Origin of the sequence: Nonomuraea sp. CA-141351 (assembly GCF_050944675.1) — a bacterium.
Classification (GTDB): Bacteria; Actinomycetota; Actinomycetes; order Streptosporangiales; family Streptosporangiaceae; genus Nonomuraea.
This window is the reverse complement of the sequence record NZ_CP191982.1, coordinates 10,196,916-10,221,854: the sequence shown is the minus strand read 5'-3', so window position 1 is coordinate 10,221,854 and position 24,939 is coordinate 10,196,916. Positions and strand designations below refer to the sequence as shown.

Below are 24,939 nucleotides of genomic sequence, written 5' to 3'. Positions count from 1 at the left end.
GTACTTGCGGCCCGGGGCGTGGCGCACCCCCTCCCCCGTGGCCACAACAGACTCACACAGGAAAGCGGAACGCGATGCTTGGAAAGGGATGGCCCACCTGCAGGTGGCGACCTGGAGCAACCGGATCATCGATGACCACTCGTATCGTGCAATCGTCACCGTCTCCAGGAGTGGGCTCGGCGGGCGCATGGTTGATCTCGGTGTGGCCGTTCTGGGGGTGAAGAGGGTTCCGCCCCCACGCAACATCTGGTTGTACGGGCGTTCCAGGAACCCATTCCTTGACCGTCCGAAATGAGCCAAAGTGCGTGGCCGCAACCAAACATCGCAGAATTCGTACCGGAGCCCGATCTCTTCGCGTGTGCGAGCGTTCGGCCGTACGATCGTGGCGCAGGAGACCGGGTAAGCCATTGATGGCCGATCAACTTGGGTTGGCAGGCGTCGTGCCCCTGGGTGCTTGGCCGGTCTCGTTTCCCCCGCCGGTTTGCTTCCGCAGGCCGATCATTTGCTGAGGTCGTAGCGCGAGGTCGATGGCACGGCGCAACGCGGCGCGCACCTGATCGGGTCCGTCACCTTGCTCCATGCTGAGGATGGCGGTGGCGTTGAGTGCGCCGAGCACCGCGCCCACCAGTGCCGCCGCATCAGTCCGGCTGATCAGCTCTGGTGCCGCCCGATGCAGCGCCTCAACCAGCTCACCCTGTGTCCGCAACATCTGGTGCACCAGCCGCGCCTGGACCGACGGTGTGGAGGCGAGCAGCTTCACTCGTAGCGCGGCCAGCCCGCTTGGCACGTCCGAACGCCAGGTGTTCTCGACTATCGCCTGCGTAGCGCGTTCAAGAACCTCCGCCACGCTCTCGCCGGGCCGCCACTCCGCGATCGCCCGCAACCCTTCGTCCAGGCGCTCCTGCGCGGTGCCGATCACGACATCCTCTTTGGTGCGGAAATGCAGGTAGAACGTCCGTTCCGACACATCGGCGGCTTCTGCGATTTCGATCACCATGGTGCGGTCGAATCCCTTCTGCTCGAACAACCGCATGGCCGCATCCACCAGCGCCTGTCGCGTCTGGAGCTTCTTGCGCTCTCGTCGCCCCGTAGCCTCAACCATGCTCTCAGACTACAGTGACTGAATTTTTTGCGCTGCTGTACTCGCAGCATCGCTCCCTTGTGGTGACGGTGGAGACACGCACCGCCTGGCAAGCCGAGCAGCTTGCAACGCACCTATGTGGGAGATCCGCTGCAACGCCCTGTCTGTGTCGCTCACGGTGCTCGCTTGAAGTGCCGGCCATCCCCGTCGTGCCGCCGGCCATGTTGATGCAGTAGCTTGTGTTGTAAGGTAGCTATATAAATGCAGTAGCTGTATAAAATGGAAGGAGATCATGGAGAACATTGCGGATGCCACCGTTTTCATCACCGGCGGGGCGCAGGGCGTCGGACTCGGCCTCGCCCGTGCCTTCGCCCGGGCCGGCGCTCGGATCGCGCTGGCGGACGTCGATCGTGACCAGCTCCGAGCCGCCGAGCTGGAGCTGTCGGCCCTGGGCGAGGTGAGCGCGTACGCATTGGACGTCCGCGACCGCGACGCCTTCGCCCGCATGGCCGACACGGTCGAAGAGCGGCTCGGCCCGGTTACCGTGCTCTGCAACAACGCCGGGGTCGCTGCCGCTGCTGCCCCGTCCGCGCTGACCTACGAGTTGTGGGACCACGTGCTGGGTATCAACCTGGGCGGCACGGTCAACGGCCTGCAGACGTTCCTGCCCCGCATGCTGGACCGGGGCGGGCCGGCCCAGATCGTGAACGTCGCCTCCGGCGCGGGGCTCGTCGCCAGCGACAAGATCCTCTACGTCGCTTCCAAGTTCGCCGTGGTCGGTCTGTCGGAATCGTTACGGCAGCACAGGGAGCTCAGTGAACGCGGCATCGGGGTGACCGTGGTCTGCCCCGGATTCGTGCGCACCCGCGTCATGGCCAACAGCGCCAAGCTCGATCCCGGCGGCGGGCTGCCCGCCCATGAGGCACGCGACGCGCTGTTCGAGCGCTTCGGACTGCCGGCGGACGTGGTCGGTGAGCAGGTCGTGCAGGCCGTGCGGGAGAACAGGCTATACGTGCACACCGACCGGATGCTGGCCGGTCCGATCGAGCAACGCACCCGGGCCATGCTGGAGGCGATGCCGCCGGAGACCGAACGCGACCGACAGATCGCCGCCGCGTTCGAACACGCGATCAAGTCGACCATTCTGTCCGGATGAGCGGGGAAGTGCGATGCGAATCTTGATCTCGGGAGCCAGTGTGGCCGGCCCCGTGCTCGCGTACTGGCTAAACCGGTATGGCTTCCGGCCCACCGTGATCGAGCGGGCTCCCACTCTCCGCAAGACCGGCGGACACGCCGTCGACCTGTTCCGCCCCTCACTGCGGATCGTCGAACGTATGGGCCTGCTACACACCATTGCGGACAATGAGGTCGGCACGGAACGCGTGACGTTCCTGATGGAGGGCGCCAGTCCCATCCGGCTCGACCACCACAGCGCACTGGGCGTGACCAACGGCAGGCACGTCGAGATCATGCGCGACGACCTGAGCGAGATCTTCTTCGATGCCACCCGCGATGACATCGAATATGTCTTCGACGACTCCATCACCTCCGTCGACGATGGCCAGGACGAGGTGCGCGTCACCTTCGGGCACGGGTCACCCCGCTCCTTCGACCTGGTGATCGGCGCCGATGGCCTGCACTCCAACGTCCGCGGACTGGCCTTCGGTGAGGAACACCACTTCTCTCATCACCTCGGCGGCTACGTGGCAGTGGCCACCGTTCCCGACCACCTCGGGCTCTCCGCCGAGATGATCACTATGGCCGACCCCGGCCGCATGCTGGCCATGTACAGCCCGCGGCAGATGGACGAGGCTCGGGTGATCTTCATGTTCCGCACCCCCGGCCGCCTCGACTACCACCACCGCGACACCACGCGGCAGAAGGAACTGCTGCGCGAGCACTTCGGCGGGACCGGCTGGGAGGCGCCCCGGCTGCTCGCCGAGCTGGACCGTGCCCCAGCCTTCTACTTCGACGAGATCACACAGCTACGCCTGGACAACTGGTCGCGGGGCCGAGTGAGCCTTGTCGGCGACGCCGCGTACTGCCCCGGGCCGGCGGTCGGCGCCAGCACCAGCATGGCCGTGATCGGGGCGTATGTGCTCGCGGGTGAGCTGGCCGCCGCCAGCGGCGACCACACCGCAGCCTTCCCCGCCTACGAGCGCGAAATGGCCGGTTACGTGCGGAAGGCGCGGGCCTACGCTGTACGGATGGTCAAGCAGGTGATTCCTGGCACCCGGGCTCAGGTCTGGGCGGGCGCCCAGGCCCTGCGCCTGATCGGCGCGCTGCCTGCCCAGATGGGGCGCGCCCTGTCCAAGCGCATCAACAGCACGGGCGTTCATGAGGACGTCGAGGTCAAGAACTATCCCGACAGCCTGCAGGACTGACCGCGACGACACAATGCTCAAGGCCACCTGAGTGGCTCAGGCCGTTGCACCGGACGCTTTGAGCGGCGCTCCTTCGAGGGTTTGCGATGGGACGCCGTCGACGCGGCCACTGCGGTCAATGACACAAGTGACAACCTGGGGACTTCCCCCAAGGCCAGGTAGTTAAGGTTGCCCGTGGCGCTGTCAAGCCCACGAGTTCTCAGGACATGGGAACGGAGATCCAGTAGAACGGTGATCTTCCACAACCAGCCGTCGAAGAACTGGATCTCCGTTGCTTGCCGAGTATGCCAGCTCTGCTGTTTCCCGCGCTGTCGAGACGGACTCTTCGCCCCGCTCGGCAGCGGGGCGATTGTTCGCTCCCGGGCATTTGGGGGAGTTGACCGCGCTCGTGCCGTTCGAGCTCGTCGATGCGGTCCTTGATGAGACCCGCGGCGTTCAGCGTCGTCTGCGCGCTCTGCCCTCGCGTGTCGGGGTCTACTTCCTGCTGGCGATGTGTCTGTTTCCCGAGGTCGGCTACCTGCTGGTCTGGCAGAAGCTGACGGCTTCGCTGGCTGCCTTGCCGGTCGTGACGCCCATTGCCAAAGCGCTGCGTGATCTGCGCCGCAGGGTCGGCGGCGCGCCGATGCAGCGCCTGTTCGGGGTCCTGAGCGGACCGCTGGCCCAGCCCACGACGCCCGGAGTACGGTTCGGGGTCTACCGCACGGTCTCCTTCGACGGCTGCAGTTCTCTCAAGGCCCCCGACACCGTCCGTAACCGGGCCTGGCTGGGCAGCCCTGGCCACGGCGGCTATCCCCTGCTGGAGCTGATGACGCTCGTCGAGACCGGAACGCGGGCCTTGATCGGCGCGGTCTTCGGCCCCACCGGCGAGGGCGAGAGCGGCTATGCCCGCCGCCTGCTGCACCTGCTGAAGCCCGACATGCTCGTGTTATGGGACAAGGGCTTCGACGGCAACGCCTTCCTCGCCCAGGTCAGCGCCACCGGCGCCCAGGTGCTCGGCCGGCTGCGCAGCAACCGGCGCACCCCCATACTGGCCATGCTCACCGACGGCTCCTACCTGTCGATGATCGGCGCCTTGCAGATCCGCGTCATCGAGGCCCGCATAACAGTGACCTGCGGCGACGGCACCACCTTCACCGGCACCTACCGCCTGGCCACCACATTGACCGATGCCCGCCGCTACCCGGCCGCCGCCCTGGTCAGGCTCTACCACCAGCGATGGGAACACGAGTCCGCCTACTACGCGCTCCGCCACACGATCATGCAAGGACGGATCCTGCGCTCAGGCGACCCCGCCGGCCTGGAACAGGAGATGTGGTCGGTGCTCACGCTCTATCAGCTCCTTCGCACGGCGATGGTCGACGCCGCCGAGTCCCGGCCCGGCACCGACCCCGACCGCTGCGGCTTCTCCATCGCCCTGCACGCCGCCCGCGACCTGGTAATTCAGCCTGGCGACAACCCCGGCAACGCCACCGGCCTGGTCGGAACCATCGGACGCCGCGTCCTGGCCGCGCTTCTGCCACCCCGCCGCCCACGTGTCAGCACCCGCAAGGTCAAATCGCCCATCTCTCGTTACAACGAACGACTCGACGACGGCAGACCCGACCACAGCCGCACCATCACCGACCTCGACATCACCCTCCTGCCACCCCCACCCACACTGCCTGCCGCCTCCCGAGACGAGCGACCCATGGCCCCGACCGACCGCCGCAGACAACAACAGGTCCTGGCCCTCTTTCACCAAGACCCCAACCGCCCCTGGAAGGCCCGTGACATCGCCCAACACCTCGGCGATGTCACTCTGAACACGATGTATCGGCAGCTATCGCGCTGGGCCGCCAGCCGACTCATCCACAAGATCAAACCAGGCGTCTACACCGCCGACCCGATCTCCGCAGCGCCCTTGCCAGCAGCCCAGAAACCTTAACTACCTGGCCTTGGGGGAAGGCCCGGGGCCGAACTCGGTGATGTCGGTCAGATGGTCCCGATATGACATCTGGTCTCCTTCGGACAGGGATCGGGGGTGAGCAGACCGTAGCTCTCCGCACCGACAGATCTCGCTCGACAAGCTGGCCGTCAGCGGGGACCGCTGGGGCCTGGTTCGCCGAAGGTGGTGGTGCGGTTGTAGCACGCGGCGGCTGTAGGCCAGATGCCACCTTTGTGCGGCGCAGCCCGTGCGGGGTGGCGATGGTGGCCGCATGTCTGCGGGCCATCTTCGCCACCGACGAGCGGTGCTTGTTGGCCAGAGTCTGGAGTGAGCGCCCGCCGCGGACGATGGCTCAAGACGCGCACCGCCCCACGCAGTCTTCTCGCGGGGCGGTACATACAAAAGGACGCCATTCCTCGGCGTGCGCCGAAAGGATTTTTCTCCGGCGCACGCCGAGGAATGGGTTCATCAGCCCTTGACCCAGTACCAGTCCTGGAAGCCCCCCCAACCGCCGTTACAGTTGAAGGTGCGCAGGTTGTTCTGATTGCTGTAGTCCAGGCACAGGCCGGTCGCCACGTTCATCAACTCGTTCGTGCGAACGGACCTCCACCTCTGGTAGCCGCCCCATCCCCCGTTGCACCGCTCTGTGCGCAGGTGGAGATTGGGGCTGTCGTCCAGGCATTTGCCCGTCTGGTGGTTGAGGAACTCGTACGTGCCGTCGGCGAACCGACCCGTTTCCCAGATCTGGTAGTTCAGGTCGTTGCACCCGATGGCGCGCAGCGCGATGACGCTATCGTCCAGGCATCGAGCCACGCCGTCTTCGGTGCTGTAGTTGGCGAGCACCCAGTTGCCCGCGTTTGCGGGGACCTCAGCTGCGGCGGGACTCGCCGTCAGCGAGAGCGCGGCGCCTGTTACTGCCACTGACATCGCCACCGCGGTGACGACTCTACGCAGCTTTGCCGCTGTGCGTCGGGCTGTTCCGTAGCCCGTGAATCGCTTTTTCACCCGGTTACTTTCTCGGACGAAAGCCAAGATCGGCTATCATTTCGATGTTTCCCGAAGACTTTCGTCGTAGGCCGACGACATCGCCAGGGCCGGATTCAGTGGGGGTCCCCGTAGCAAACGGCGGAAATCTAACGGATTTAGGTCTGACCTGCGGGTGGTCCTGCTGTATGCGGGGGCCCGCGAGGAGGAGTGCGCACGGCTGGAGGCCGACGACGTCGCGATCATCGCTCGCACCGGTACGGTCCGCCTCCACGGCGAGGGTGACCAAGTTCGTACGGTCCCTATCCCGCCGACCGCCCGGGGCCGCTGGCGTGGCCGCCGTCCTGTGCATCGTCCTGTCTGAACGTATACCGGCCTGGACCCGGTTGTTCCTGCTGAGTTGACCGGCTCGGGAGAAGACGGACGAGAAGAACCGGGCGAGGAGAAGACGGGACGGAGAACATGAAATAGGGATATTCGCCATCGGCGATCTGATGGCTGACCCCGTGACCGGAACGACGCCGTCGGAAAGCAACGCATCAAGGTGATCCGCGAGATCGCCAAGCATGCGGATACCGTCGGCCTGGATGTGTTCGCGGTCGGCGAGCACCATCGTCCCGGCTATGTGCCGCATGGGTTCGGCCACAAGCGGCGCGCGGGATCCGCCGCGGCCGTCAACGAGACCGCCTTCAAACTCGGCGGCAGCCTCGGTGTCGCCGTCCTGGGCAGCGTGGTCACCGGTCACCTCACCGGCCGTATGTCCACCGAATCGGCTGCGCGCGACCTGCCAGCGTTCGCCAGCGAGTCTATTACCGGCGCAATAGAGACGGCGGCCCGACTCGGCGGACAAAGCGGCGACGCACTGGCCCGCGGCGCGTTCGTGGCCGGGTTCGCGGACGCCGCGCTCATCGCCGCTGGGCTGGCACTGGCCGTGGCGTTCCTCACCGCTCTGTTCCTGACCGATCCGCATCACCGCGACCTCGAGGAGAAACTAGAATAACGAGCCGCTTGGTACGTCCTGTCGAGAAATATGCGCTCATTGACGGCCGGCGGCTGGCCTACGTCGACTTCGGCGGTGCCGGGATCCCGGTCCTGGCCCTGCACGGACATTTCGGCCGGGCCAAAATGTTCGCCCCGCCGGCCGCCGCCCTCGCCCCCGCCTACCGGGTCGTCTCCCTGGAGCAGCGTGGCCACGGCCACAGCGACGGCGGCGACTTCAGCCGGGAAACCTACGTCGCCGACGCTGCCGCGTTCGTGCGTCACCTCGACCTCGGCCCGGTGGTCGCGCTCGGCCACTCGATGGGCGGGGTGACCGCCTTCCAGCTCGCCGCCAGGCATCAGGACCTCATACGCGCCCTGGTCGTCGAGGAGGGCGGGGCCTACAACCGGCAACCGGAGATCCCCCACCCGGTCCTGGACGTACGATGCCTGGCCCCGCCGCGCCGCCACCCTGCACGAGCTGCGCAGTCAGGTCGATGCCCGTGGCATCCCCGACGCGAGCTACTTCCTGGAGAGCGCGCCCCGACGCCTGCGGCTTCCTGTTCGACTACGCCGACATGATGGATTCCCAGCAGGCCATGGTCGACGACTGGTGGTCCGACTGGCTCGGCTCGCGCTGCCCGGCCCTGTTGTGCACGGCCTGGACAGATTCGTCCTGCCCACCACGATGGCCAGGCAGATGGCCGACCGGCGGTCGGCCACCGAGCTGCGGGAGCTACCCGGTTGCGGGCACTGGGTGCACGACGACGACCCGGCCGGTTTCGCCCGGGCCGTACGGGACTTTCGACTCGCGGGTGAAATGCGGTGATATGCCGCGCACCCCGGTCGACTCGTAGGATCCGGACACATGGGCTCAATGACGCCGGAGATCCGGCATGGCAAGGTCTCGCTCGGGGACATGACGATCGCCTTCCGCGAGATCGGCGTCCCTCGCGGGGTGCCGGTGGTGCTGCTGCACGCGTGGGGCAGCACAGCCGGGACGTGGGACGACTTCGCGGCCCGGATGGCCGCCCGTGTCCGCCACGTCCTCGCCCTGGACCTGCGGGGGCATGGTGACAGCACCTGGACGGGGACGTACTCGCTGGCGTCGATGCGCGACGACGTGCTCGGCTTCCTCGACCACCGGGGGATCGACCGGGTGGACCTGGTCGGGCATTCGATGGGCGGGGCCGTCGCCGTCCTGGTGGCACAGCGGCAGCCCGGCCGGGTCCGGCGCCTGGTCGTCGAGGACACCCCGCCTCCCCCGGAGACCCCGCCGGGGGAAGCCATCGCCCCCATGGCCGAGCCGGCCACCCCGCTGCCGTTCGACTGGCGCTCGTTCGAGCCGATCATCACGGAGATGAGGACGCCCGACCCCGGCTGGTGGGAGTGCCTGAAAGCGATCCGTGCGTCCACACTGCTCATCAGCGGCGGGCCGAGCAGTCACGTCTCGCCGGGCGCGCTGGCCCGGATGAGCGGGATCATCGGCGACTGCCGGCTGGTGACCGTCGGGGAGGCCGGGCATCGCGTGCACAGCCTGAAGCTGGAGGAGTTCTGGTCCGTCACCGCTCCCTTCCTCTGCGCGGAGCACTGAACCAACTCCCCGGGATGCAGGCGGGAAGGGAGAGGTCTCACGTTCCCGGAAGGACCGTTCACGATGGCTCTATCCTGCTTGGCCAGGTCGTCGCGCATGGACCGGTCAGCTACCTGTGGCCGGCGCAGTAGATCGGTGGCCACCCGAGCGGCGACTTCCTCATCACGGGCCAGGTCGTGGATGCGCTCGACTTTCTCCTGCACGGTGACCGCGTGCTCGACCTGGTGGCCGACCAGTCGCTTGGCGGCGTCCATCGTCCAGCGGCGGGTCCCGCTGCGCTCGTGCAGCGGCGGTTCGGCGAGCCGGGCGTACCGTTCTTGCTCGTCGGTGATGGAGGCCAGGATCCGGTAGATGCTCAAGGAGATGCCCGGGCGCCGGTGCTGGGCCGGCCAGCGGGAGGCGATCCAGCGATAGTCCTTGATCGTGTTGTACGGGATTACCAAGTCGTCCGCGAGCATCTGCAGGGACTGGCTGACCTGGAACTCTTCCTGCTGGGGTGCTGCCTGGGCGGCCGCCGTGAGAGCGCAAAGGCTCGAATTCCACGGCGATATCGCCCAGGGCGAATTGCGCCTGAGTCTGCTGTTCGACGAGGCGTCGGCCTTCGGCGACGAGCTGCTCGTAACGTTCTTGGGTGACGTGCCCGATCATGGCATGGTCAGGAAGGCCGGTGGGCTCTGATGATCAGGTCGGTGGTCTGGTGAGCGATCTCCCGGATCTCCTCTTCGGTCAGGGGCTGTAGGCCGCGCAGCGAGCGCACCTGCCCCTCGGCGCTGAGCAGCATGACGAACTGGTGCGCGGCCAGCGCCGGGTCGGGTACGGCGAGCTCCCCGCGGCGGTCGCGTTGGGCCAGGTAGGCGGCGACCACATTGCGGATGGCCTGTCCGGTGCCGTCGTCGCGCCAGGACCGTTGCAGCTCCGGGTGGTGAGGCAGTTCGGCGATGGTGAAGGACTCTGCTGGTTAACTCGTTTCAGGCGGTCAGGGTTGGTTCGAGTCGGGTCAGTTGGCTGGTGCGTTTCCGTGCCAGGGGGTGACCGTTCCACCAGGCGTGTAGTCGTATCAGGTTGATCGCGATGGCGCAGACGATGTGTTCGAGGTGGACTTTCTTGATGCCGCGGTAGCGGGCGCGGCGTAGATCGGTGACGGTGACGGCTTGATGGATGGTGGCCTCGATGCCGCACCGCAGGGCGTAGCGGTCGCGCCAGGCGGGGGTGGTCTGTTCGGCGCGGGCGGTGTCGAGGGTTTCCTGGATCGCCCGGGGGTGCAGGGTGAGGTGGCGGCCGCTGCGCTGGGCGCTGGTGCACAAGGTCCGCACCGGGCAGGGGCGGCAGACGTTGAGCGGGAAGGCAGCGACGATCATCGGCTGTTGCTTTTGCCGGCAGGGTGTCCAGGAGGTGCTGGTTTGTCCTTGCGGGCAGGTGACCTGCCGGCGTTCCCAGTCGATGGTGAAGGCGGTGCGGTCGTAGCCGTTGCGGGTGCGGGCCTGGACGGAGTTGTCGGTCCGCAACGGCGTGATCAGAGCCAGTTGGTGGCGCTCGCGGGCCTGGACGATGAGTTCGGCGGAGGAGTAGCCGGCATCCAGGTAGTGCTCGGCGGGCAGCAGTCCGCGCCGGGCCAGGTGGCGGTGGATGGTGGCGGTCATCGCCGTGTCGGGCATGGTGGCGTCGGTGGTGGCCACGTTCGTGATCAGGTTCGGCGGCGTGGTGCCGGGGCGGTCGTGGGTGCCGTCCTCAGTGAGGGCGGTTTGGGCGTCGGCGGCGTCATCGGTGGGGTGGCAGGTTTCGCTGATGTGCACCTTGTAGCCGTTCCACACCAGCTCGCTGCCTTTGGCCGCCCAGCGGGTGTCGAGGTCGTGGGGTGAGGCCAGCCGGTATCTGCCGGGCGGCAGTCCCTCGCCGCCCTGGTTGAGGTCCTGCCGCCGTTTGATCACCTGCCGTCCCCCGCCGGTCAGTGGTGCGCACATAGTTTTGGATCAGCATGACGCGCAGCGTGTCAACGGCCGGCAGGTGGCGCAGCCAGACGGGGGAGAACGGCGCATACACGGCCTCGACCAGCGCATACCCGTCCGCCCCATAGACGCGCGCCAGTTCCTCTTGCTTGGTCTTGGAGGTGGGCATCCGCCAGGAATCGGCCCGCAACTCATAGCGCTCAGCCCAGCCGGGCACCTCCAGCACCTGTTGCACCCAGCCGGGCGCGGCCACCGCCAGCGCTTCCAATGCGGCCCGCACACATTCCCCGGCCAACTCCACCCGGTTCACATCCCGCACCGCGGAAACCACGTGGGTGGAGTCGGTGCGCTGCTTGCCACCCGCCGCCAGCATGCCGCGCTCCTGCAACGCCGACAGCAGCAGATCCAGCGGCGTTTCCTCCAGCTCATGAGCGATCACCCGGGAGCGGAACTCACTCAGCACGCTGGCGTCAAAGCCCGGGTCGTCCAAGTCCAGGCCGAGGGCGTACTTCCAGGTCAGATCGGTGGCCACCGCTTCGGCGTGAAGGGTGTCAAAACTAGGCCCAAGGCTCTGACCTGCGTCTCTCATGACTGCACCCCGTTGGTCAGCTGGCTCGTTGGTACTCGTTGATCAGCCCGCCGAGGACTTGGCGGCGCTCGATCCGGCCCGTCGGCAGCGGGATCAGGTCGGATTCGTCGGTGGGAGCTCGGAGGCCGAGGGAGCGGTGCGGCCGGTGGCGATTGTAGTGATCGGCATATTCGTCCAGCACGGTGCGAAGGTGCCGTTCGCCGAAGATCAGCAGCCGATCGGTGCATTCCGTGCGTGCGGTGCGGACCCATCGCTCGGCGAACGCGTTCGCGCGAGGCGACCGCGGCGGGATCTTCAGCACGTGAATGTCGTCGCCTGCGAACACCTCATCAAAGCTGTCGGTGAACTTCGCGTCGCGATCTCGAACCAGGAACCGGAACGTCCCGGCCCGGTCCTTCAGTTCGGCGAGAAGATTACGGGCTTGCTGGGCGGCCCATGCGCCGTCAGGGTGGGCGGTCACGCCGAGCACGTGCACGAACCGGGTGCCGACCTCCACCACGAAGAAGACGTACAACCGGCGCAGCGTGACGGTGTCCACCGTGAAAAAGTCACAAGCCAGCGTGCTCGCGGCATGGGCGCGCAGGAAATCACGCCAACGGTCATCAGCTCGTCGCGGCGCCGGACCCAAGCGCGCCCGTTTCAAGACCCGGCGAATCGTCGCACCGCTGACCCGGTGGCCCAGATGCCGCAGTTCGCCGCGAATGCGCTCGTAGCCCCAGCGCGGATTCTCCCGCGCCACCCTCTGGATCAACGTCACGACCGCCGGATCGGTCGCAGGCCGTCCCACCCCGCGGTTCGGGTAGGTCTAATGACGCGCGACCAGACGCCGGTGCCAGCGCAGCAGCGTCCCCGGCGTCACCAGTCGGTGGGCCCGCAGCATCGCCGGGAGTCCGCGGGCCAGCGCGGACAGCACCGCTCGATCTGTCCACGACAGCCTCGGACGGCCCACCTGACGGCCCACCTGACGGCCCACCTGACGGCCCACCTGACGGCGCAGCGCGGCGACCTCGTGCCGTAGTACGAGGATCTCCATTCTTGGAGGCGTCGCTACGGGCCAGTAGCGTCAGCCAGCCCACGATGCGGCAGAAGATCAGATAGAAGAGACGGAGCGCCACGAGCTCGAGGATGCCCGGCCCCGACCACTGCTCCGACCCGGGAGCCGAGACAAACCCGCAAGGCCCGAGGCCGACGACATCCCCGGATTCCCCGGGCCACCCAGCAACCTGAGGGTCACCCACGTCGGCGACGGATACGTCGACCTCGACTGGGACCCCAGCCGCGATACGGGGGCTTGGTATCAGGTTCACTTCAAACCGTACGGCGGCAGCGGATGGTACATCCTCCCCCTCAAGGCCCTCGACTCGAAGGCACGGGCGGAGAAACCGTTGTGGAACAACTTCCGCTACGAGTTCCGGGTCGTCGCGGTCAACCGCTACGGGCCAAGCTCCGCCACCAACACGGTGGAAGCCACTCCGAGGATGACCCGGCCCCGGGCCCCCACGGGTCTGGCAATCACGGGCACCGGCGATGGCAGGGTCGAGCTGTCCTGGCAGCCGAGCCCGGATCCCCCCGTCTATTACTGGGTGTTCTTCAAGTCGGCCACCTCCAGCGACTGGTACTACTTCCAGGTCCCGACTCTGAAGACCTCCGCCCGGCTCGGATACCCGCTGTGGAACGACCAGCCGTACGATTTCAAGATCGTCGCGGCGAACCTCGTCGACCAGAGCCCAGCGTCCAACGTGGTGCGCGGCGGGCCTAGACTCCTACCCCCCAGGCACCGACCGCGCTCAGGGCGGATGGCCACCTGGGATACGTCAACCTCGACTGGAATCCGAGCTCGACGAGCAACGTTTATTACTGGGTCTGGTATCGGCGAGTAGGCGGTTTCTGGCACCGGGCGCGTTACCCGGTCGTGAGGACCTCGCTCACCTTCAAATACGTCCAGTGGGGCGACTACGAGTTCAAGGTGACGGCGGAGAACAGGGCGGGCACCACCGACAGCAATGTCGCGTACGGCACCCTCTGGACCAGTAAACGTTCGCTGTTGTACCTCATGACGTTGAACACCGATTCCAGCCGCAACATGTTCTGGCAGGCGCGAAACGCCCTCGACCACTACGGGGTTTACAACTTCAACTGGAGCACCGACCTCTGTTCGCGCCCCGGGCCCGACCAGCCGCTGGTCTGGGGGTGGGGACCTATATTCGGGTTCAAACGGGTGGACTTCAGACCGCCATGCACCCGCCATGACTTCGGCTACCGCAATTACCCCGACGTCGGCTGGACCAGTGCCAGTAAAAGGCATCACCTGGACACCGTCTTCTATGCGGAGATGCGGCGCGAGTGTGATATCCAACTGGATTGGCGGTACAACGCGAACTGCTATCTGGTAGCCCACACCTACTGGAGCGCAGTACGGATGCGCGGCCACTTCTGATTCATTCGTCTTCGTCCGTCATAGTCAGCCAGCGGAACCGGCCGGAGCCGGCAGCGTAGGTGGCCTGGAACGTGCAGGCGCGCTCGCTCCGGATCTGGCCGGCGACTCGAAGCGCTCCTTGCCGGCCCCGGAACGAGGCCCTGCTCTCGAGCAGGGCTTCGCCGCCTGCCGGAACGATGACGAGGCACAAGGGTTGTCGGTGTCGAGCGTCCCCCTCGGCCCACCCGCCTGACAGCGCGGGGGATGCCGAGCGTACGGTGAACGTATGGCGAGTTCTCGCCGGTGTCGGCAGTGCTGGCGGCCGTTACGTGCCACGGTCAGAGCCGACGCCGAGTACCGCGGCCCTGCCTGCGCGCCGTTCGGTCGGGCTTCGGTCGAAGCCACCAGGCGTCAGCCGAGTGCTCGCAGATGGCGGGCCGTCAGGGAGCCCGGCGCGTGGACGAGGTCGCGTGGCGGGCCCTGGAAGACCACCTGCCCGCCGTGGCGGCCCGGCCCGGGGCCGAGGTCGATGACCCAGTCCGCCCGGCTGATCACGTCGAGGTCGTGCTCGACCACGACCGCCGTGGCGCCGCCGTCGACCAGGCGGTTCAGCAGTTCGACGAGGCTGGCGACGTCGGACATGTGCAGCCCCGCGGTTGGCTCGTCGAAGATGTAGACGCGGCCGGGCCGGTCAAGCTCGCTCGCGAGCTTGAGCCGTTGCCGCTCCCCGCCTGACAGGGTGCTCAGCGGCTGTCCAAGCGGCAGGTAGCCGAGCCCCACGTCCACGAGGCTCTCGAGCACCCGGCGGATCCGCCGTTCGGGGAAGACCTCGAGCGCCTCCCGTGCCGTGAGGTCGAGCACCTCGCTGATCGTGCGACCGCGATGGCGGTACCGCAGGACGCGAGGGGTGAACCGGCGGCCGTCGCACTCCTCGCAGGTGCTGACCATCGGGTCCATGAACGCCAGTTCCGTGTAGATCACGCCGAGCCCGCCGCACCGCGGGCACGCGCCTTCGGCGTTCGGGCTGAACAGCGAGGCGCTCACCCCGTTCTCGGCGGCGAAGAGCGCGCGGACGGGATCGAGGATCCCGGTGTACGTCGCGGGGCTGGAGCGGCGGGACCCGCGGACCGCGGCCTGGTCGACGAGCACGGCGTCGGTACACACCTCGGGCAGGAAGCCCCGGATGAGGGTGCTCTTGCCGGACCCCGCGACGCCGGTCACCACGGTCAGCGCCCCGACCGGGATGTCGACGTCGACGCCGTCCAGGTTGTGCCGGGTGGCGCCGCGGATCTCGATGAACCCCGCCGGGCCGCGCGTGATCGCCAACGGCCGCGGCCGGTGCCGGAGGTGCCGCCCCGTCGCCGAGCCAGACTCGGCCAGCCCGGCCACGTCGCCCTGGTAGACGATCTGGCCGCCGTCCAGGCCGGCTCCCGGCCCCAGGTCGATCACGTGGTCCGCCACCGCGATGACGTCGGGGTCGTGCTCGACGACGATGACCGTGTTCCCCTTGTCACGCAGCTCACGCAGGAGCGCGGTCAGCTGGGCCACGTCGTGCGGGTGCAGGCCGACGCTCGGCTCGTCGAAGAGGTACGTCATGTCGATGAGGCTGCTGCCCAGGTGGCGTACCATCTTGACCCTTTGTGACTCACCGCCGGACAGCGTCGAGGTCGGCCGGTTCATGGTGAGGTAGCCGAGCCCGACCGAGATCAGGCGCTCCAGCTGGGTGATGACGGCGGCGGCCACCGGCCGCGCCTCCGGGGCGTCGAGTGCCCTGATCACCTCGACCAGCTCGCCGGCCTCCATGGCCGCGCACTCGGCGATGTTACGACCGCCGACCCGGCTGGACAGCGCGGCCTCGGAGAGGCGGGCGCCGTGACAGGTGGGGCAGGGTCCCGCGGTGACCACCCGTTCGTAGGCCTCCCGGGTCCTGCCCCTGAGCGACTCGACGTCCTTGGGCAGCCAGATCCGCTCGAAGCGCGGCAGCAGCCCCTCGAAGTTGGCGGCCGGCCCGCTCCGGCCGCGCGGGCTCGCGGGCACGCCCTCGCCGTGCAGGAAGGCCTGCCACTCCCACGGCGTGTAGCCGGACAGCGGCTTGTCGAGGTCGAACAGGCCGGATTCGGCGAACGTCCGCCACATCCAGCTTCCGACCTGGAACGTGGGGAAGAGGATGGCGCCCTCGTTGAGCGACAGCCAGCGGTCGACGAGCCGGTCGACGTCGACGGTACGCGTCGTGCCCAGGCCCTCGCACCGCGGGCACATGCCTTGCGGATCGTTGAAGGAGAAGGCGTTCGAGTACCCGGCGAACGGGCGGCCCGCCCGCGACCAGAGCAGCCGCATGAGCGCATAGATGTCGGTGATGGTGCCGACCGTCGAGCGGGCGTTGCCGCCGAGGCGCCGCTGGTCCACGACGATGGCGGCGGACAGGTTCTCGATCTCGTCCACGTCCGGCCGGCCGTAGCGGGGGAGCCGGTTGCGGACGAACGCGGTGAAGGTCTCGTTGAGCTGGCGCTGGGCCTCGGCAGCGATGGTGCCGAAGACCAGCGACGACTTGCCGGACCCGGAGACGCCGGTGACGACCGTGAGCCGGCCCTTCGGAACGGCCACGGTGACGTCCTTCAGGTTGTGCTCCCGTGCTCCGGCGATGCGGATGTGATCGCGTGCCATGCGGTGAAGCTAGGCCGGGTTGTGGTCAGATCATGGCCACAATGTGCGAACCTGGCAGAATGCCCGATCCGAGCAAGCGGCTGCTGGAGCTCCTGTCGCTCCTGCGGGACGGCCGGGCCTGGCAGGCCGCCGCGCTCGCCGAGGCGCTGCGTACCTCTCCGCGTACGCTGCGGCGCGACATCGAGCGGCTGCGCGACCTCGGCTATCCGGTCTCCTCGCTCCGGGGTCCGGGCGGCGGCTACCAGCTCCTGGCGGGCCGCGCCATGCCGCCGCTGGTGCTCACCGACGACGAGGCCGTGGCGACCGTGGTCGGACTGCGCTTCGCCGCGCTCTCCCGCGCCGACGGCGCCGTCGCCGCGGCGGACAGCGCGCTGCGCAAGCTCGGCCAGGCACTCCCGCCGCGGCTGCGCCATCGGATCGAGGCGCTGTCGGCCTCCACCGAGGCCGTGTCGCGGGTGGCCCGGCCGTTGGACCTGCGGACCGTGCAGCTGCTGGGCACCGCCGCGCACACGCACCAGGACGTCCGTTTCCACTACACCAGCCGCGCCGGGCGCAGTACGGAACGCCGGGTCCAGCCGTACCGGCAGGTGCTGTTCGGCGGCCACTGGTACCTGCTCGGCTGGGACGCCGACCGCCAGGACTGGCGCACGTTCCGCCTCGACCGGATCGATCGCCTCGCCGTTCCCGGCACCACGTTCATTCCGCACGAGCCGCCCTCCGGCGAGGCTGTGGCCTTCCCGCAGGGCAGCCCCTGCCATGGCGTGGTGCGGTTCGCCGCCCCGCTGGCCCACGTCTCCGGACGGCTGATGGCCCAGGCCGGCTCGCTGGAGGCGATCGACGACGACACGTGCCGCTACGTCACCGCCGCCGACTCCTGGGAGTGGCTGGCCGTCATGCTGGCCGCGGTGGGCGTGCCGTACACGATCGAGGGGCCGCCCGAGCTGGTCGGGTGCTCGCGGCAGCTGGCCGAACGCATCGCCGCCGCCACGCGACAGGGCCCCGGTGTTGACAGTTCGGAGAGTCGGCGGCGATCTTAACCACACGAAGATCAATAGGGCCGAGCGGAGGTGAGCGATGAAGCTGATCAGCCTGGGGTTGCTCGCCGGTGTTCTCGTGACGGTGACCGCCGTCCTGGTGGCTCGCCGGCGCTATGTGGTGGTCACCGTCAACGGGACGAGCATGGCCCCGACACTCAGCGACGGCGACCGCGTCCTGGTCCGGCGGCGCCGGCTCGACCAGGTGCCCAAGGGCGACGTCGTGGTGCTCGAGCCCCCGCTCGATCCCACCGGGAAGATCCTGCCCGGCCCTCTCGGTACGGACGGCCGGCACTGGAACATCAAGCGCGCCGTCGGCCTCCCGGGAGACCCCGTGCCGCCGGGGATCGACGGCAGTGTGGACCGCGTGCCCGCGGGCTCGCTGGTGGTCTACGGCGACAACCCCCATAGCGTCGACTCGCGGCAGCGCGGCTTCTTCGCGGGCGATCGCCTGCTCGGGGTCGCGCTGCGAAGGCTGGGCGGATCCGCCCTGTAGGCGGCGTGAGGTGAAGTTCCGGCTTCTCGGGCCGCTGCGGACGCCGGATACCTGTTACGGGTCGAGCCGGAGGAGTTCGACCTGTTGCAGTTCGAGGCGCTGTCCGCGCACGGCCGCCAGGCGGGATCCCAGCGGCGCCCTGGACGCGTACACCCGGGCCCTCGCGCTGTGGCAGGGGATGGCAGCCGAGGAGGTGCCGCTGGGGCCGAATGCTTAATCCGACTGTCAGCTCCTCAGCGAGATGACTTGCCCGGGCTGGGCGTGGTTCTCCTTGCCGAACAGCAAGGCGGCGCTCTTCTCGGCCGCAGCCGTGGCTACCTGTGGGTAGACGGAGGTGTAGGTGTCGGCGGTGAATGCGCTGGAGGTGTGGCCCAGGGTTGCCTGTACCACCTTCATCTCCACCCCGGCGGCCAGCATCAGCGAGGCCGCGCCATGGCGGAGGTCGTGAAGGCGGATGGGCGGCAGGCCGGCGAGGTAGGCCAGCCAGAGAAACTGGTCGGAGACGTGCTGAGGATGCAGGCGGCTGCCGTCGGGCTGAGTGAACACGAATCCGGTGTCCGTCCATGCCTCGCCCATGGCCAGCCGTTCCTGCAGTTGCTGCTGCCGGTGGACGCGCAACACCCGGGCGGTGTCGGTGTCCAGGGCGATGGTCCGCACTGAGGCGTCGGTTTTCGGGGTGCCCTCGTGAACGTCCCAGGCCAGCTGCACGAGCTGCCAGTTGACGGTCAAGGTGTGGCCGTCGAGGTCGACTTCCTGCCAGCGCAGCCCGCACGCCTCGCCCCTGCGTAGCCCGCGCAGGGCGATGAGCTGGTAGAGGGCGAACAGGCGGTGACGGCGGGCTTCTTCGAGGAACAGGCGGGTGTGCGCTGGCGTCCAGACCATGACCGGGGAGGGGCGTGGCACGCTGGTGTAGGCGTCGATCGGATCGACCCGCTGCCCGCCCCGGCGCTGCTTCTCCGTCTCTCGGTAGGTGTGGTAGTCGGTCTGCCAGGCGCGGACTCGGTCGTCGGTCCATACCAGCGGCTTGGGCCGGGTGTGGGCAGGCATCAGCGTCGAGCACGGCATCGATGTCCAAGCGCTTGTCCCCAGAGTCGAGATCTACGATGCCCTGGTTTCATCAGGTACGGGTTCAGCCGAGAACCGGCAAACCGGCCATGAGTCGATCTTCGTTACGTGTTGTGGTCAGCGTCGAGCGTCGCCAGATCCGCCTTCGTCTCGTCGAGCGCTGCGGGTATCCACCATCGGTACTTTTCCGCCGCCTCGATCGCGCGGGTCAGGTGCTCGCGGGCCTCGCCGGTCGCGCCGAGCCCGGCATACGCCCGGCCCAGCGCTCTGTGCAGGTTCTTCGCGATGATGGTGTCCTGCTTCGCCTCGGCCAGGCCCAGCTCCGCCACCTCGATGGCCTCCTGCCAGCGCTGCGCGGCGACCAGAGCATTGGCCAGGCCGTGCAGGACATCTATTCGTGTGCCGCTCGAATATTGAGTTACGTGGTCTGAGCTGCGGTTAGGCGGCGTGGTGGTATTCGTTGATCGTGCCTGTGACGACGGGTTTTCGGCAGACGGATCCTAGGTCGTTGAGGTCGGTCACGTCGCGGGCGGGCTGCGTTGAGGTCTCCGGGGGACGTTGTTGTCGGGACTGGTGCGGCCGGTGCCCGTTGTAGTGGATCACGTATTCGTGGAGCACACGGGCCAGCTGGCGTTCGTTGAGGATCAGGATGCGGTCCAGGAGTTCGCGGCGCAGGGTGCCGATGACGCGCTCGCAGATGGCGTTCATCCTCGGTGTCCGCGGCATGGTGGTGACGATACGTAGCCCTTCGGCTTGGAAGACCTTTCGGAAGCCGGAGGTGAAGAGCGGGTCCCGATCGTGGATCACGAATCGAAGCCCGGCGATACGGTCACCCAGGTCCATGACCAGGTTGCGGGCTTGCTGCGTGGTCCATGCTCCGGTCGGGTGTCTGCTGACTCCGGCCAGGTGCAGTCTCCGGGTGCCGTGCTCGATGAAGACCAGCACATACAGCCGGTTGAGAAGCACCGTTTCGACTACGAGGAAGTCACACGCGACGATCGCGTGGGCTTGAGCGGTCAGGAACTGCCGCCAGGTCGGCCCTGCCCGGCGGGGCGCCGGATCGATACCCGCGGCGTGCAGGATCTCCCATACCGTGGAGGCCGCGATGTTGTAGCCGAGGCGCGCCAACTCGCCTTGGATTCTCTTATGCCCCCAGCGCGGGTTCTCCCGCGCCATCCGTACGATCAGCGCCTTGACCGGCCGGTGGGTGCTGGGCCGTCCGGGGCGTCGCCTGTCGGTGAAGGTCCACTTCCGCGCCACCAGGTTGCGGTGCCAGCGCAGAATCGTCGCCGGGGTGACCGGGAAGGCTTCTGCCCACCGGCGGCGGTGGACCAGCCGAGACAATGCCGCGAGCCAGAGCCGGTCGGTGCGGTCCCACCGTGGTCGGCCATTGATCTGACGGCGGAGTACCTGGTTCTCGTGCCGGAGCGCCAGCAGTTCAACGTCCTTGGACAGATCAGAGCGGACCAGCACCGTCAACACGGCGAGCAGGCACCTCACCAACCGGTAGACCAGCGATAACAACACCTTGAGATGGTCGCAGCGGCAGCTCTGAACGCGCAGCAAAACCCCAGCCCGCAGCACGGAAGCCGTGTTTTCGAGCGGTACAGGTGTGCGGTGCCGGGCCAGCAACGTGGCCGGGGTAATCGGGGAGATTTCCGCCCATCGGGAGCGGGGTATCAGGTGCGAGAGCGCTGCGAGCCACAGGCGGTCGGCCGGCTCGTAACGCATCCGTGGGACCTGACGGCGTAGGACCGCGTTCTGATGCCGAAGCGCCAGCAGTTCCGCCTCTTTGGAGACGCTCCTCTGTAGCAGTAGCGCGGGCAAAGAACAGCAGGCCCGAGTAACGGCGTACACCGTGGACAAGGCGATTTCTTCATCGCCTGCATGACCCAGCTGGCGGCCGGGTGCGTCGCCACTCTAGGTGGAAGTCCGGCCAGCCCGGTGAGCGCGATGGATCGATAGCGGAACATCCAGTGATTGTGCCGGATGTCGTCGTTTGGGACTTCTCGGGGCAGCCGGCCTCCACCCACGCGGTGGTCAGGGTCCCGGGCGACCACCATGACGCTTCCCGGGCGCGCGAGCACCGGCCGGCAACGCGTCGGCGAACTCGGGAAACCGCTCCAGGTACTCGGTCGGGTTGATGACACCATGGATGACACCACCGGGCAGGGTCATCGACGCGTTGAGGTCGACGTACTTCATGCGCCGATCATGTCCGGGAGCGTAGAGATGCAACCGAACCCACAGTGTCATAGGTCATAGCCGAAGGCCGCCACGGTAGCGAGGCGGGTGCGCCCCCGCAGGGCTCGACCTCGCGTTCGACGAGCAGCACGTTCACGCGTGCGTCGTGGGGAGGCAAGACCACCGGGTCGATCGCGAGCAGCATGAGTGGTGGTTCCACGGGGCAGCGTGCCTGAGCTCGCCCCAGCTGTTAGCAAGGGCGACAGGAACCCGTAGGGTGCCCAATTTCGCCCCGGCATGGTCTGGGCGTTGGGCTCCCGCACAAGCCGGGCGGCGTCGTTCGTCGGGAGCACCGAAGATGCCCGGACGGCGGAGGCTTACGGTTCGTTCATGCCGCATCTCGCGCTCGACGACCTCTACCGCCTCGCCGTCCCTTCCGATCCCCAGGTGCGTCCCGACGGGGGAGCGGTGGCGTACACACTGACGACCGCCGTCCGAGATTCCGACGAGAACCGCACCGAGATCTGGCTGGCCGCTCCCGGTGCCGAGCCCCGGCGCCTCGCCGCCGGCAGCGCCGCGCGGTGGTCGCCGGACGGTCGCACGCTGGCGTTCCTACGGCCGATGGACGGCAGGCCGCAGATCCACCTGTTGCCGATGGACGGCGGCGAGCCCGCCCCGGTGACCTCCACGAAGCTCGGCGTCAGCGCGCCCGTCTGGTCTCCGGACGGCTCCCGCATCGCGTTCGCCGCACTCGTCGGAACGGGTGAGGACGGCGGGATGCCCGACCCGAACGCCCCCGTCGTGACCGGCCGACTCGACCACAAAGCCGACGGCGCCGGGCTGCTGCGCGGCCTGACCAGGCACCTGTTCGTCACGGACGTGGCCACCGGCGAGACCGTCCAGGCCACCCAGGGCGACTTCCACGCGGGCGAGCCGTCGTGGTCCCCCGACGGCCTGCGCCTGGCGTTCGCCGCCGCCATGGACGCCGACCGCGACCTGGAGCCGGGCGGGGCCGCGTACGCCGTCGACGCGGCCAAGGGCGGTGTGCCGGAGCGGCTGACGGATCCCGGCCTCATCTGCGGCGGCGTCTGGTGGCTCGGCGACCGGTTGGTCGCCGCGGGACTGGAGGGCACCGTGGTGGGGCACGTACGGCTGTTCGCGCTCGGCCCTGGCGGGTGGGCCGAGGTGGAGACGGCTCTCGACCGGAACATCATGACTGGCGCTCCCGGCTACCCCGGCGGCGTCCCGGCGCTGCTCGGCGAGGATCTGCTGTTCTGCGCGCGCGATGGTGGCTCGACGCACCTTTACCGCGTCTCTGATGGGGCGCCTGGCGAGCGGTTGGTGCCCGGTGAGGTCAACATCTCGGGGATCAGCACAGCGGCGGGGGTGGTCGCGTACGTGGCGGCGACGCAGTACAGCGCGGGAGACGTCTACCTGATGACCTCAGGCGCGAAAAAAGTAATGTCGGGCGAAATGTCGGATATATCTGGCGCGTCAGCGCCGGATATATCCCGGCTTACCGACTACGGCCTCGACGACGTCGAGTTGTTCACCGCCCGCCGCCGCACATTCACCGCCCCCGACGGCACCCAGGTCGAGGGTTTCGTTCTGCGCGACGAGACCGCGCAGATGCCCGGCCCACTGCTGCTCGATGTGCACGGTGGCCCGCACAACGCCTGGTCGCCCGTCTTCGACGGCATCCACCTCTACCACCAGCTTCTCGCCGCCCGCGGCTGGACCATCCTCACTGTCAACCCGCGGGCCAGTGACGGGTACGGCGAGGACTTCTACACCGCCTCCATCGGCGCCTGGGGGCTGGCCGATGCCCAGGACCTGCTCACCCCCATCGACGCATTGATCGCCGACGGCGTCGCCGACCCCGACCGGCTGGCCGTCACCGGCTACAGCTACGGCGGCTACATGAGCTGCTGGCTGTCGGCCACGACCGGCAGGTTCAAGGCCGCGATCCCCGGCGGCTGCGTGAGCGACCTGACGAGCCTGAGCGGCACCTCCGACCTCGGCCATCTGATGAAGGTGCACGAGTACGCCGGTGACCTGGCCGCCCAGTCGCCCATCACCCACGTCGCGGACGTCACCGCTCCGACGCTCATTCTGCACGGCGAGGACGACGACCGCTGCCCCGTCGGCCAGGCGGAGCAGTGGTTCTCCGCCCTGCGCGAGAGCCGGGTGCCCGTCGAGCTGGTGCGCTATCCCGGCGCAAGCCATCTGTTCATCCTGAGCGGGCGTCCCTCGCACAGGTACGACTACAACGAGAGGATCATCGCGTGGCTGGAGCAATGGGTCAGCGGCTCCGCGAGCTGATCGCCGAGTACGAGGTTCCCGGCTCGGCGCTGGCGTACTGGCACCAAGGCGAGCTGCACGAGTTCGCGGCCGGCACGCTGAACGTCGACACCGGCGTCGAGGCGACCACCGACGCGCTCTACCAGATCGGCTCGGTCACCAAGGTGTGGACCGCGACTCTGATCATGCAGCAGGTCGAGCAGGGCCGGCTTACGCTGGACACGCCGGTCATCGAGGTACTGCCCGAGTTCAAGGTGGCCGACCCCGAGATCACCAAGAACGTGACGATCAGGCACCTGCTCTCCCACACCAGCGGCATCGACGGCGACCAGTTCATCGACACGGGTCGCGGCGACGACTGCGTGGAGAAGTACGTGGAGGCTTGCGCGACCCTGGCACAGAACCACCCGCTCGGGGTCACCCAGTCCTACTGCAACTCCGGGTTCGTCATCGCCGGCCGGGTGCTGGAGCAACTGACCGGCAAGCGCTGGGACGACGTCCTACGCGAGGGCATCTGCGAGCCGCTCGGCCTCACCCACACCTGGACGCTGCCGGAGGACGTGCTGCGCTTCCGCGCCGCGATGGGCCACGAGGACGGCAATACCGTCCCGATGTGGGGCCTCATGCGGTCGATGGGCCCGGCCGGGCTGATCTGCGCCCGACCGGCCGACGTGGTGGCCTTCGGCCGCGCCCACCTGGAGGGCGGCCTGCTGGAGAACCCGAGCGCCATGTGGGAGCCACAGGTCGACATCCCCAACCCGTACACGCTGGGCAAGCAGTGGGGCATCGGCTGGATCATCGACGAGTGGAGCGGCCACAAGGTCATCTCCCACGGTGGCAACACCATCGGCCAGCACGCCATGCTGTGGGTCGTGCCCGACACCGGGACCGTCGTCTGCGTGACCGCCAACGGCGGCCGGAGCGGCGAGTTCACCCGGGCCGTCGCCACCGAGCTGTTCGCCGGGCTCGACGGCCTGACCGTGCCGCCCACGCCGTCCCTGCCGGAGACACCGGCCGACGTGGACGTCGCGCCGTACGCGGGCGTCTACGAGCGGGTCGGCGCCCGGATCACGGTGAGCGTGCTCGACGACGGCAAGGCCCGCCTGCACTTCGAGGCCACCGGCGAGCTGGCCGCCCTGCACGAGCCCGAAGAGTCGGACTTCGTCCCGGTCGACGAGAACCTGTTCCTCTTCCAGACGCCGGGCACCCGCGACTGGATGGCGGCCGTGTTCTTCGAGCTGGCCGACGGCACCCGATACGTGCACCTGGGCGCCCGCGCCACTCCCAAGGTCAGCTGAG

At 68.1% G+C, this 24,939-nt stretch carries 24 protein-coding genes and 2 pseudogenes; 13 read left to right on the top strand and 13 right to left on the bottom strand.

Annotated features, from left to right (window positions below; translation table 11 throughout):
* Positions 1-418 precede the first annotated feature (418 nt).
* Positions 419-1,102 carry a TetR/AcrR family transcriptional regulator gene (locus tag ACQPWU_RS47910; protein ID WP_433432872.1) on the bottom strand — a complete coding sequence of 228 codons (684 nt, stop codon included), beginning with the start codon at positions 1,100-1,102 and terminating at the stop codon, positions 419-421.
* A gap of 271 nt (positions 1,103-1,373) precedes the next feature.
* Between ACQPWU_RS47910 and ACQPWU_RS47905 the strand changes: the two genes are divergently transcribed.
* The 3 genes from ACQPWU_RS47905 (at position 1,374) to ACQPWU_RS47895 (ending at position 5,389) form a co-directional block, all read left to right on the top strand.
* On the top strand, positions 1,374-2,237 hold the full coding sequence (locus ACQPWU_RS47905; RefSeq protein ID WP_433432871.1) for an SDR family NAD(P)-dependent oxidoreductase: 864 nt from the start codon (positions 1,374-1,376) through the stop codon (positions 2,235-2,237).
* A 13-nt stretch (positions 2,238-2,250) separates the two neighbouring features.
* The gene (locus tag ACQPWU_RS47900; RefSeq protein ID WP_433432869.1) at positions 2,251-3,465 is read left to right on the top strand and encodes an FAD-dependent monooxygenase; all 1,215 of its coding nucleotides are present in this window, start codon (positions 2,251-2,253) and stop codon (positions 3,463-3,465) included.
* A gap of 271 nt (positions 3,466-3,736) precedes the next feature.
* A complete protein-coding gene (locus ACQPWU_RS47895; protein ID WP_433432867.1) occupies positions 3,737-5,389 on the top strand; it encodes an IS4 family transposase in 1,653 nt (550 codons plus the stop codon).
* Between the two features lie 468 nt (positions 5,390-5,857).
* On the opposite strand, the gene ACQPWU_RS47890 is transcribed toward ACQPWU_RS47895, so the two are convergent.
* A complete protein-coding gene (locus ACQPWU_RS47890; protein WP_433432865.1) occupies positions 5,858-6,316 on the bottom strand; it encodes an RICIN domain-containing protein in 459 nt (152 codons plus the stop codon).
* 601 nt (positions 6,317-6,917) lie between these two features.
* Here ACQPWU_RS47890 and ACQPWU_RS47885 point away from each other — a divergent pair.
* From ACQPWU_RS47885 to ACQPWU_RS47875, 3 genes and pseudogenes are all read left to right on the top strand, one after another.
* A complete protein-coding gene (locus ACQPWU_RS47885) occupies positions 6,918-7,373 on the top strand; it encodes a hypothetical protein (RefSeq protein WP_433432863.1) in 456 nt (151 codons plus the stop codon).
* Between the two features lie 125 nt (positions 7,374-7,498).
* Positions 7,499-8,180 (top strand): annotated as a pseudogene (locus ACQPWU_RS47880) (alpha/beta fold hydrolase).
* Between the two features lie 39 nt (positions 8,181-8,219).
* Positions 8,220-8,945 carry an alpha/beta fold hydrolase gene (locus tag ACQPWU_RS47875; protein WP_433432861.1) on the top strand — a complete coding sequence of 242 codons (726 nt, stop codon included), beginning with the start codon at positions 8,220-8,222 and terminating at the stop codon, positions 8,943-8,945.
* Between the two features lie 89 nt (positions 8,946-9,034).
* Here the strand turns inward: ACQPWU_RS47875 and ACQPWU_RS47870 are convergent.
* Positions 9,035-9,403, bottom strand: a pseudogene (locus tag ACQPWU_RS47870) (DUF6192 family protein); the annotation flags it as partial.
* Between ACQPWU_RS47870 and ACQPWU_RS47865 the strand changes: the two are divergent.
* Complete coding sequence (locus ACQPWU_RS47865) at positions 9,363-9,623, top strand: hypothetical protein (RefSeq protein WP_433445593.1); 261 nt, start codon at positions 9,363-9,365, stop codon at positions 9,621-9,623. The pseudogene ACQPWU_RS47870 and the gene ACQPWU_RS47865 overlap by 41 nt on opposite strands.
* On the opposite strand, the gene ACQPWU_RS47860 is transcribed toward ACQPWU_RS47865, so the two are convergent.
* From ACQPWU_RS47860 to ACQPWU_RS47840, 5 genes are all read right to left on the bottom strand, one after another.
* Positions 9,601-9,858 (bottom strand): TetR/AcrR family transcriptional regulator C-terminal domain-containing protein, encoded by a 258-nt coding sequence (locus tag ACQPWU_RS47860; protein ID WP_433445471.1) that lies wholly within the window; start codon positions 9,856-9,858, stop codon positions 9,601-9,603. The genes ACQPWU_RS47865 and ACQPWU_RS47860 overlap by 23 nt on opposite strands.
* 55 nt (positions 9,859-9,913) lie before the next feature.
* On the bottom strand, positions 9,914-10,621 hold the full coding sequence (locus tag ACQPWU_RS47855) for a transposase (RefSeq protein WP_433445470.1): 708 nt from the start codon (positions 10,619-10,621) through the stop codon (positions 9,914-9,916).
* 82 nt (positions 10,622-10,703) lie between these two features.
* A complete protein-coding gene (locus ACQPWU_RS47850) occupies positions 10,704-11,423 on the bottom strand; it encodes a transposase (protein WP_433432860.1) in 720 nt (239 codons plus the stop codon).
* 73 nt (positions 11,424-11,496) lie between these two features.
* Positions 11,497-12,237: an integrase core domain-containing protein gene (locus ACQPWU_RS47845; RefSeq protein ID WP_433432858.1), complete on the bottom strand. Its 741-nt coding sequence runs from the start codon at positions 12,235-12,237 to the stop codon at positions 11,497-11,499.
* Positions 12,238-12,285: 48 nt separating this feature from the next.
* Positions 12,286-12,513: a hypothetical protein gene (locus ACQPWU_RS47840; RefSeq protein ID WP_433432856.1), complete on the bottom strand. Its 228-nt coding sequence runs from the start codon at positions 12,511-12,513 to the stop codon at positions 12,286-12,288.
* Positions 12,514-12,865: 352 nt separating this feature from the next.
* Between ACQPWU_RS47840 and ACQPWU_RS47835 the strand changes: the two genes are divergently transcribed.
* Together ACQPWU_RS47835 and ACQPWU_RS47830 are read left to right on the top strand one after the other, a co-directional pair.
* Positions 12,866-13,360 carry a hypothetical protein gene (locus tag ACQPWU_RS47835; RefSeq protein ID WP_433432854.1) on the top strand — a complete coding sequence of 165 codons (495 nt, stop codon included), beginning with the start codon at positions 12,866-12,868 and terminating at the stop codon, positions 13,358-13,360.
* 32 nt (positions 13,361-13,392) lie between these two features.
* Positions 13,393-13,917: a phospholipase A2 gene (locus ACQPWU_RS47830; protein WP_433432852.1), complete on the top strand. Its 525-nt coding sequence runs from the start codon at positions 13,393-13,395 to the stop codon at positions 13,915-13,917.
* A 390-nt stretch (positions 13,918-14,307) separates the two neighbouring features.
* Here the strand turns inward: ACQPWU_RS47830 and ACQPWU_RS47825 are convergent, their stop codons facing one another.
* On the bottom strand, positions 14,308-16,560 hold the full coding sequence (locus ACQPWU_RS47825) for an ATP-binding cassette domain-containing protein (RefSeq protein WP_433432850.1): 2,253 nt from the start codon (positions 16,558-16,560) through the stop codon (positions 14,308-14,310).
* Between the two features lie 59 nt (positions 16,561-16,619).
* Between ACQPWU_RS47825 and ACQPWU_RS47820 the strand changes: the two genes are divergently transcribed.
* Positions 16,620-17,597 carry a helix-turn-helix transcriptional regulator gene (locus ACQPWU_RS47820; RefSeq protein ID WP_433432848.1) on the top strand — a complete coding sequence of 326 codons (978 nt, stop codon included), beginning with the start codon at positions 16,620-16,622 and terminating at the stop codon, positions 17,595-17,597.
* A 37-nt stretch (positions 17,598-17,634) separates the two neighbouring features.
* Positions 17,635-18,090, top strand: coding sequence for a S26 family signal peptidase (locus tag ACQPWU_RS47815; protein ID WP_433432846.1), 456 nt, complete (start codon positions 17,635-17,637; stop codon positions 18,088-18,090).
* Between the two features lie 225 nt (positions 18,091-18,315).
* On the opposite strand, the gene ACQPWU_RS47810 is transcribed toward ACQPWU_RS47815, so the two are convergent.
* From ACQPWU_RS47810 to ACQPWU_RS47795, 4 genes are all read right to left on the bottom strand, one after another.
* Positions 18,316-19,137: a site-specific integrase gene (locus ACQPWU_RS47810; RefSeq protein WP_433432844.1), complete on the bottom strand. Its 822-nt coding sequence runs from the start codon at positions 19,135-19,137 to the stop codon at positions 18,316-18,318.
* Between the two features lie 122 nt (positions 19,138-19,259).
* Positions 19,260-19,484, bottom strand: coding sequence for a hypothetical protein (locus tag ACQPWU_RS47805; protein WP_433432842.1), 225 nt, complete (start codon positions 19,482-19,484; stop codon positions 19,260-19,262).
* A 109-nt stretch (positions 19,485-19,593) separates the two neighbouring features.
* Complete coding sequence (locus ACQPWU_RS47800) at positions 19,594-20,886, bottom strand: integrase core domain-containing protein (RefSeq protein WP_433432840.1); 1,293 nt, start codon at positions 20,884-20,886, stop codon at positions 19,594-19,596.
* A gap of 309 nt (positions 20,887-21,195) precedes the next feature.
* Positions 21,196-21,360, bottom strand: coding sequence for a hypothetical protein (locus tag ACQPWU_RS47795; protein ID WP_433432838.1), 165 nt, complete (start codon positions 21,358-21,360; stop codon positions 21,196-21,198).
* Between the two features lie 369 nt (positions 21,361-21,729).
* Here ACQPWU_RS47795 and ACQPWU_RS47790 point away from each other — a divergent pair, with 369 nt between their 5' ends.
* Together ACQPWU_RS47790 and ACQPWU_RS47785 are read left to right on the top strand one after the other, a co-directional pair.
* Entirely contained in the window at positions 21,730-23,661 is a 1,932-nt protein-coding gene (locus ACQPWU_RS47790; RefSeq protein ID WP_433432836.1) for a S9 family peptidase, read from the top strand.
* Positions 23,625-24,938 (top strand): serine hydrolase domain-containing protein, encoded by a 1,314-nt coding sequence (locus ACQPWU_RS47785; RefSeq protein WP_433432834.1) that lies wholly within the window; start codon positions 23,625-23,627, stop codon positions 24,936-24,938. The genes ACQPWU_RS47790 and ACQPWU_RS47785 overlap by 37 nt, the downstream gene beginning before the upstream one ends.
* Position 24,939: the final 1 nt, after the last annotated feature.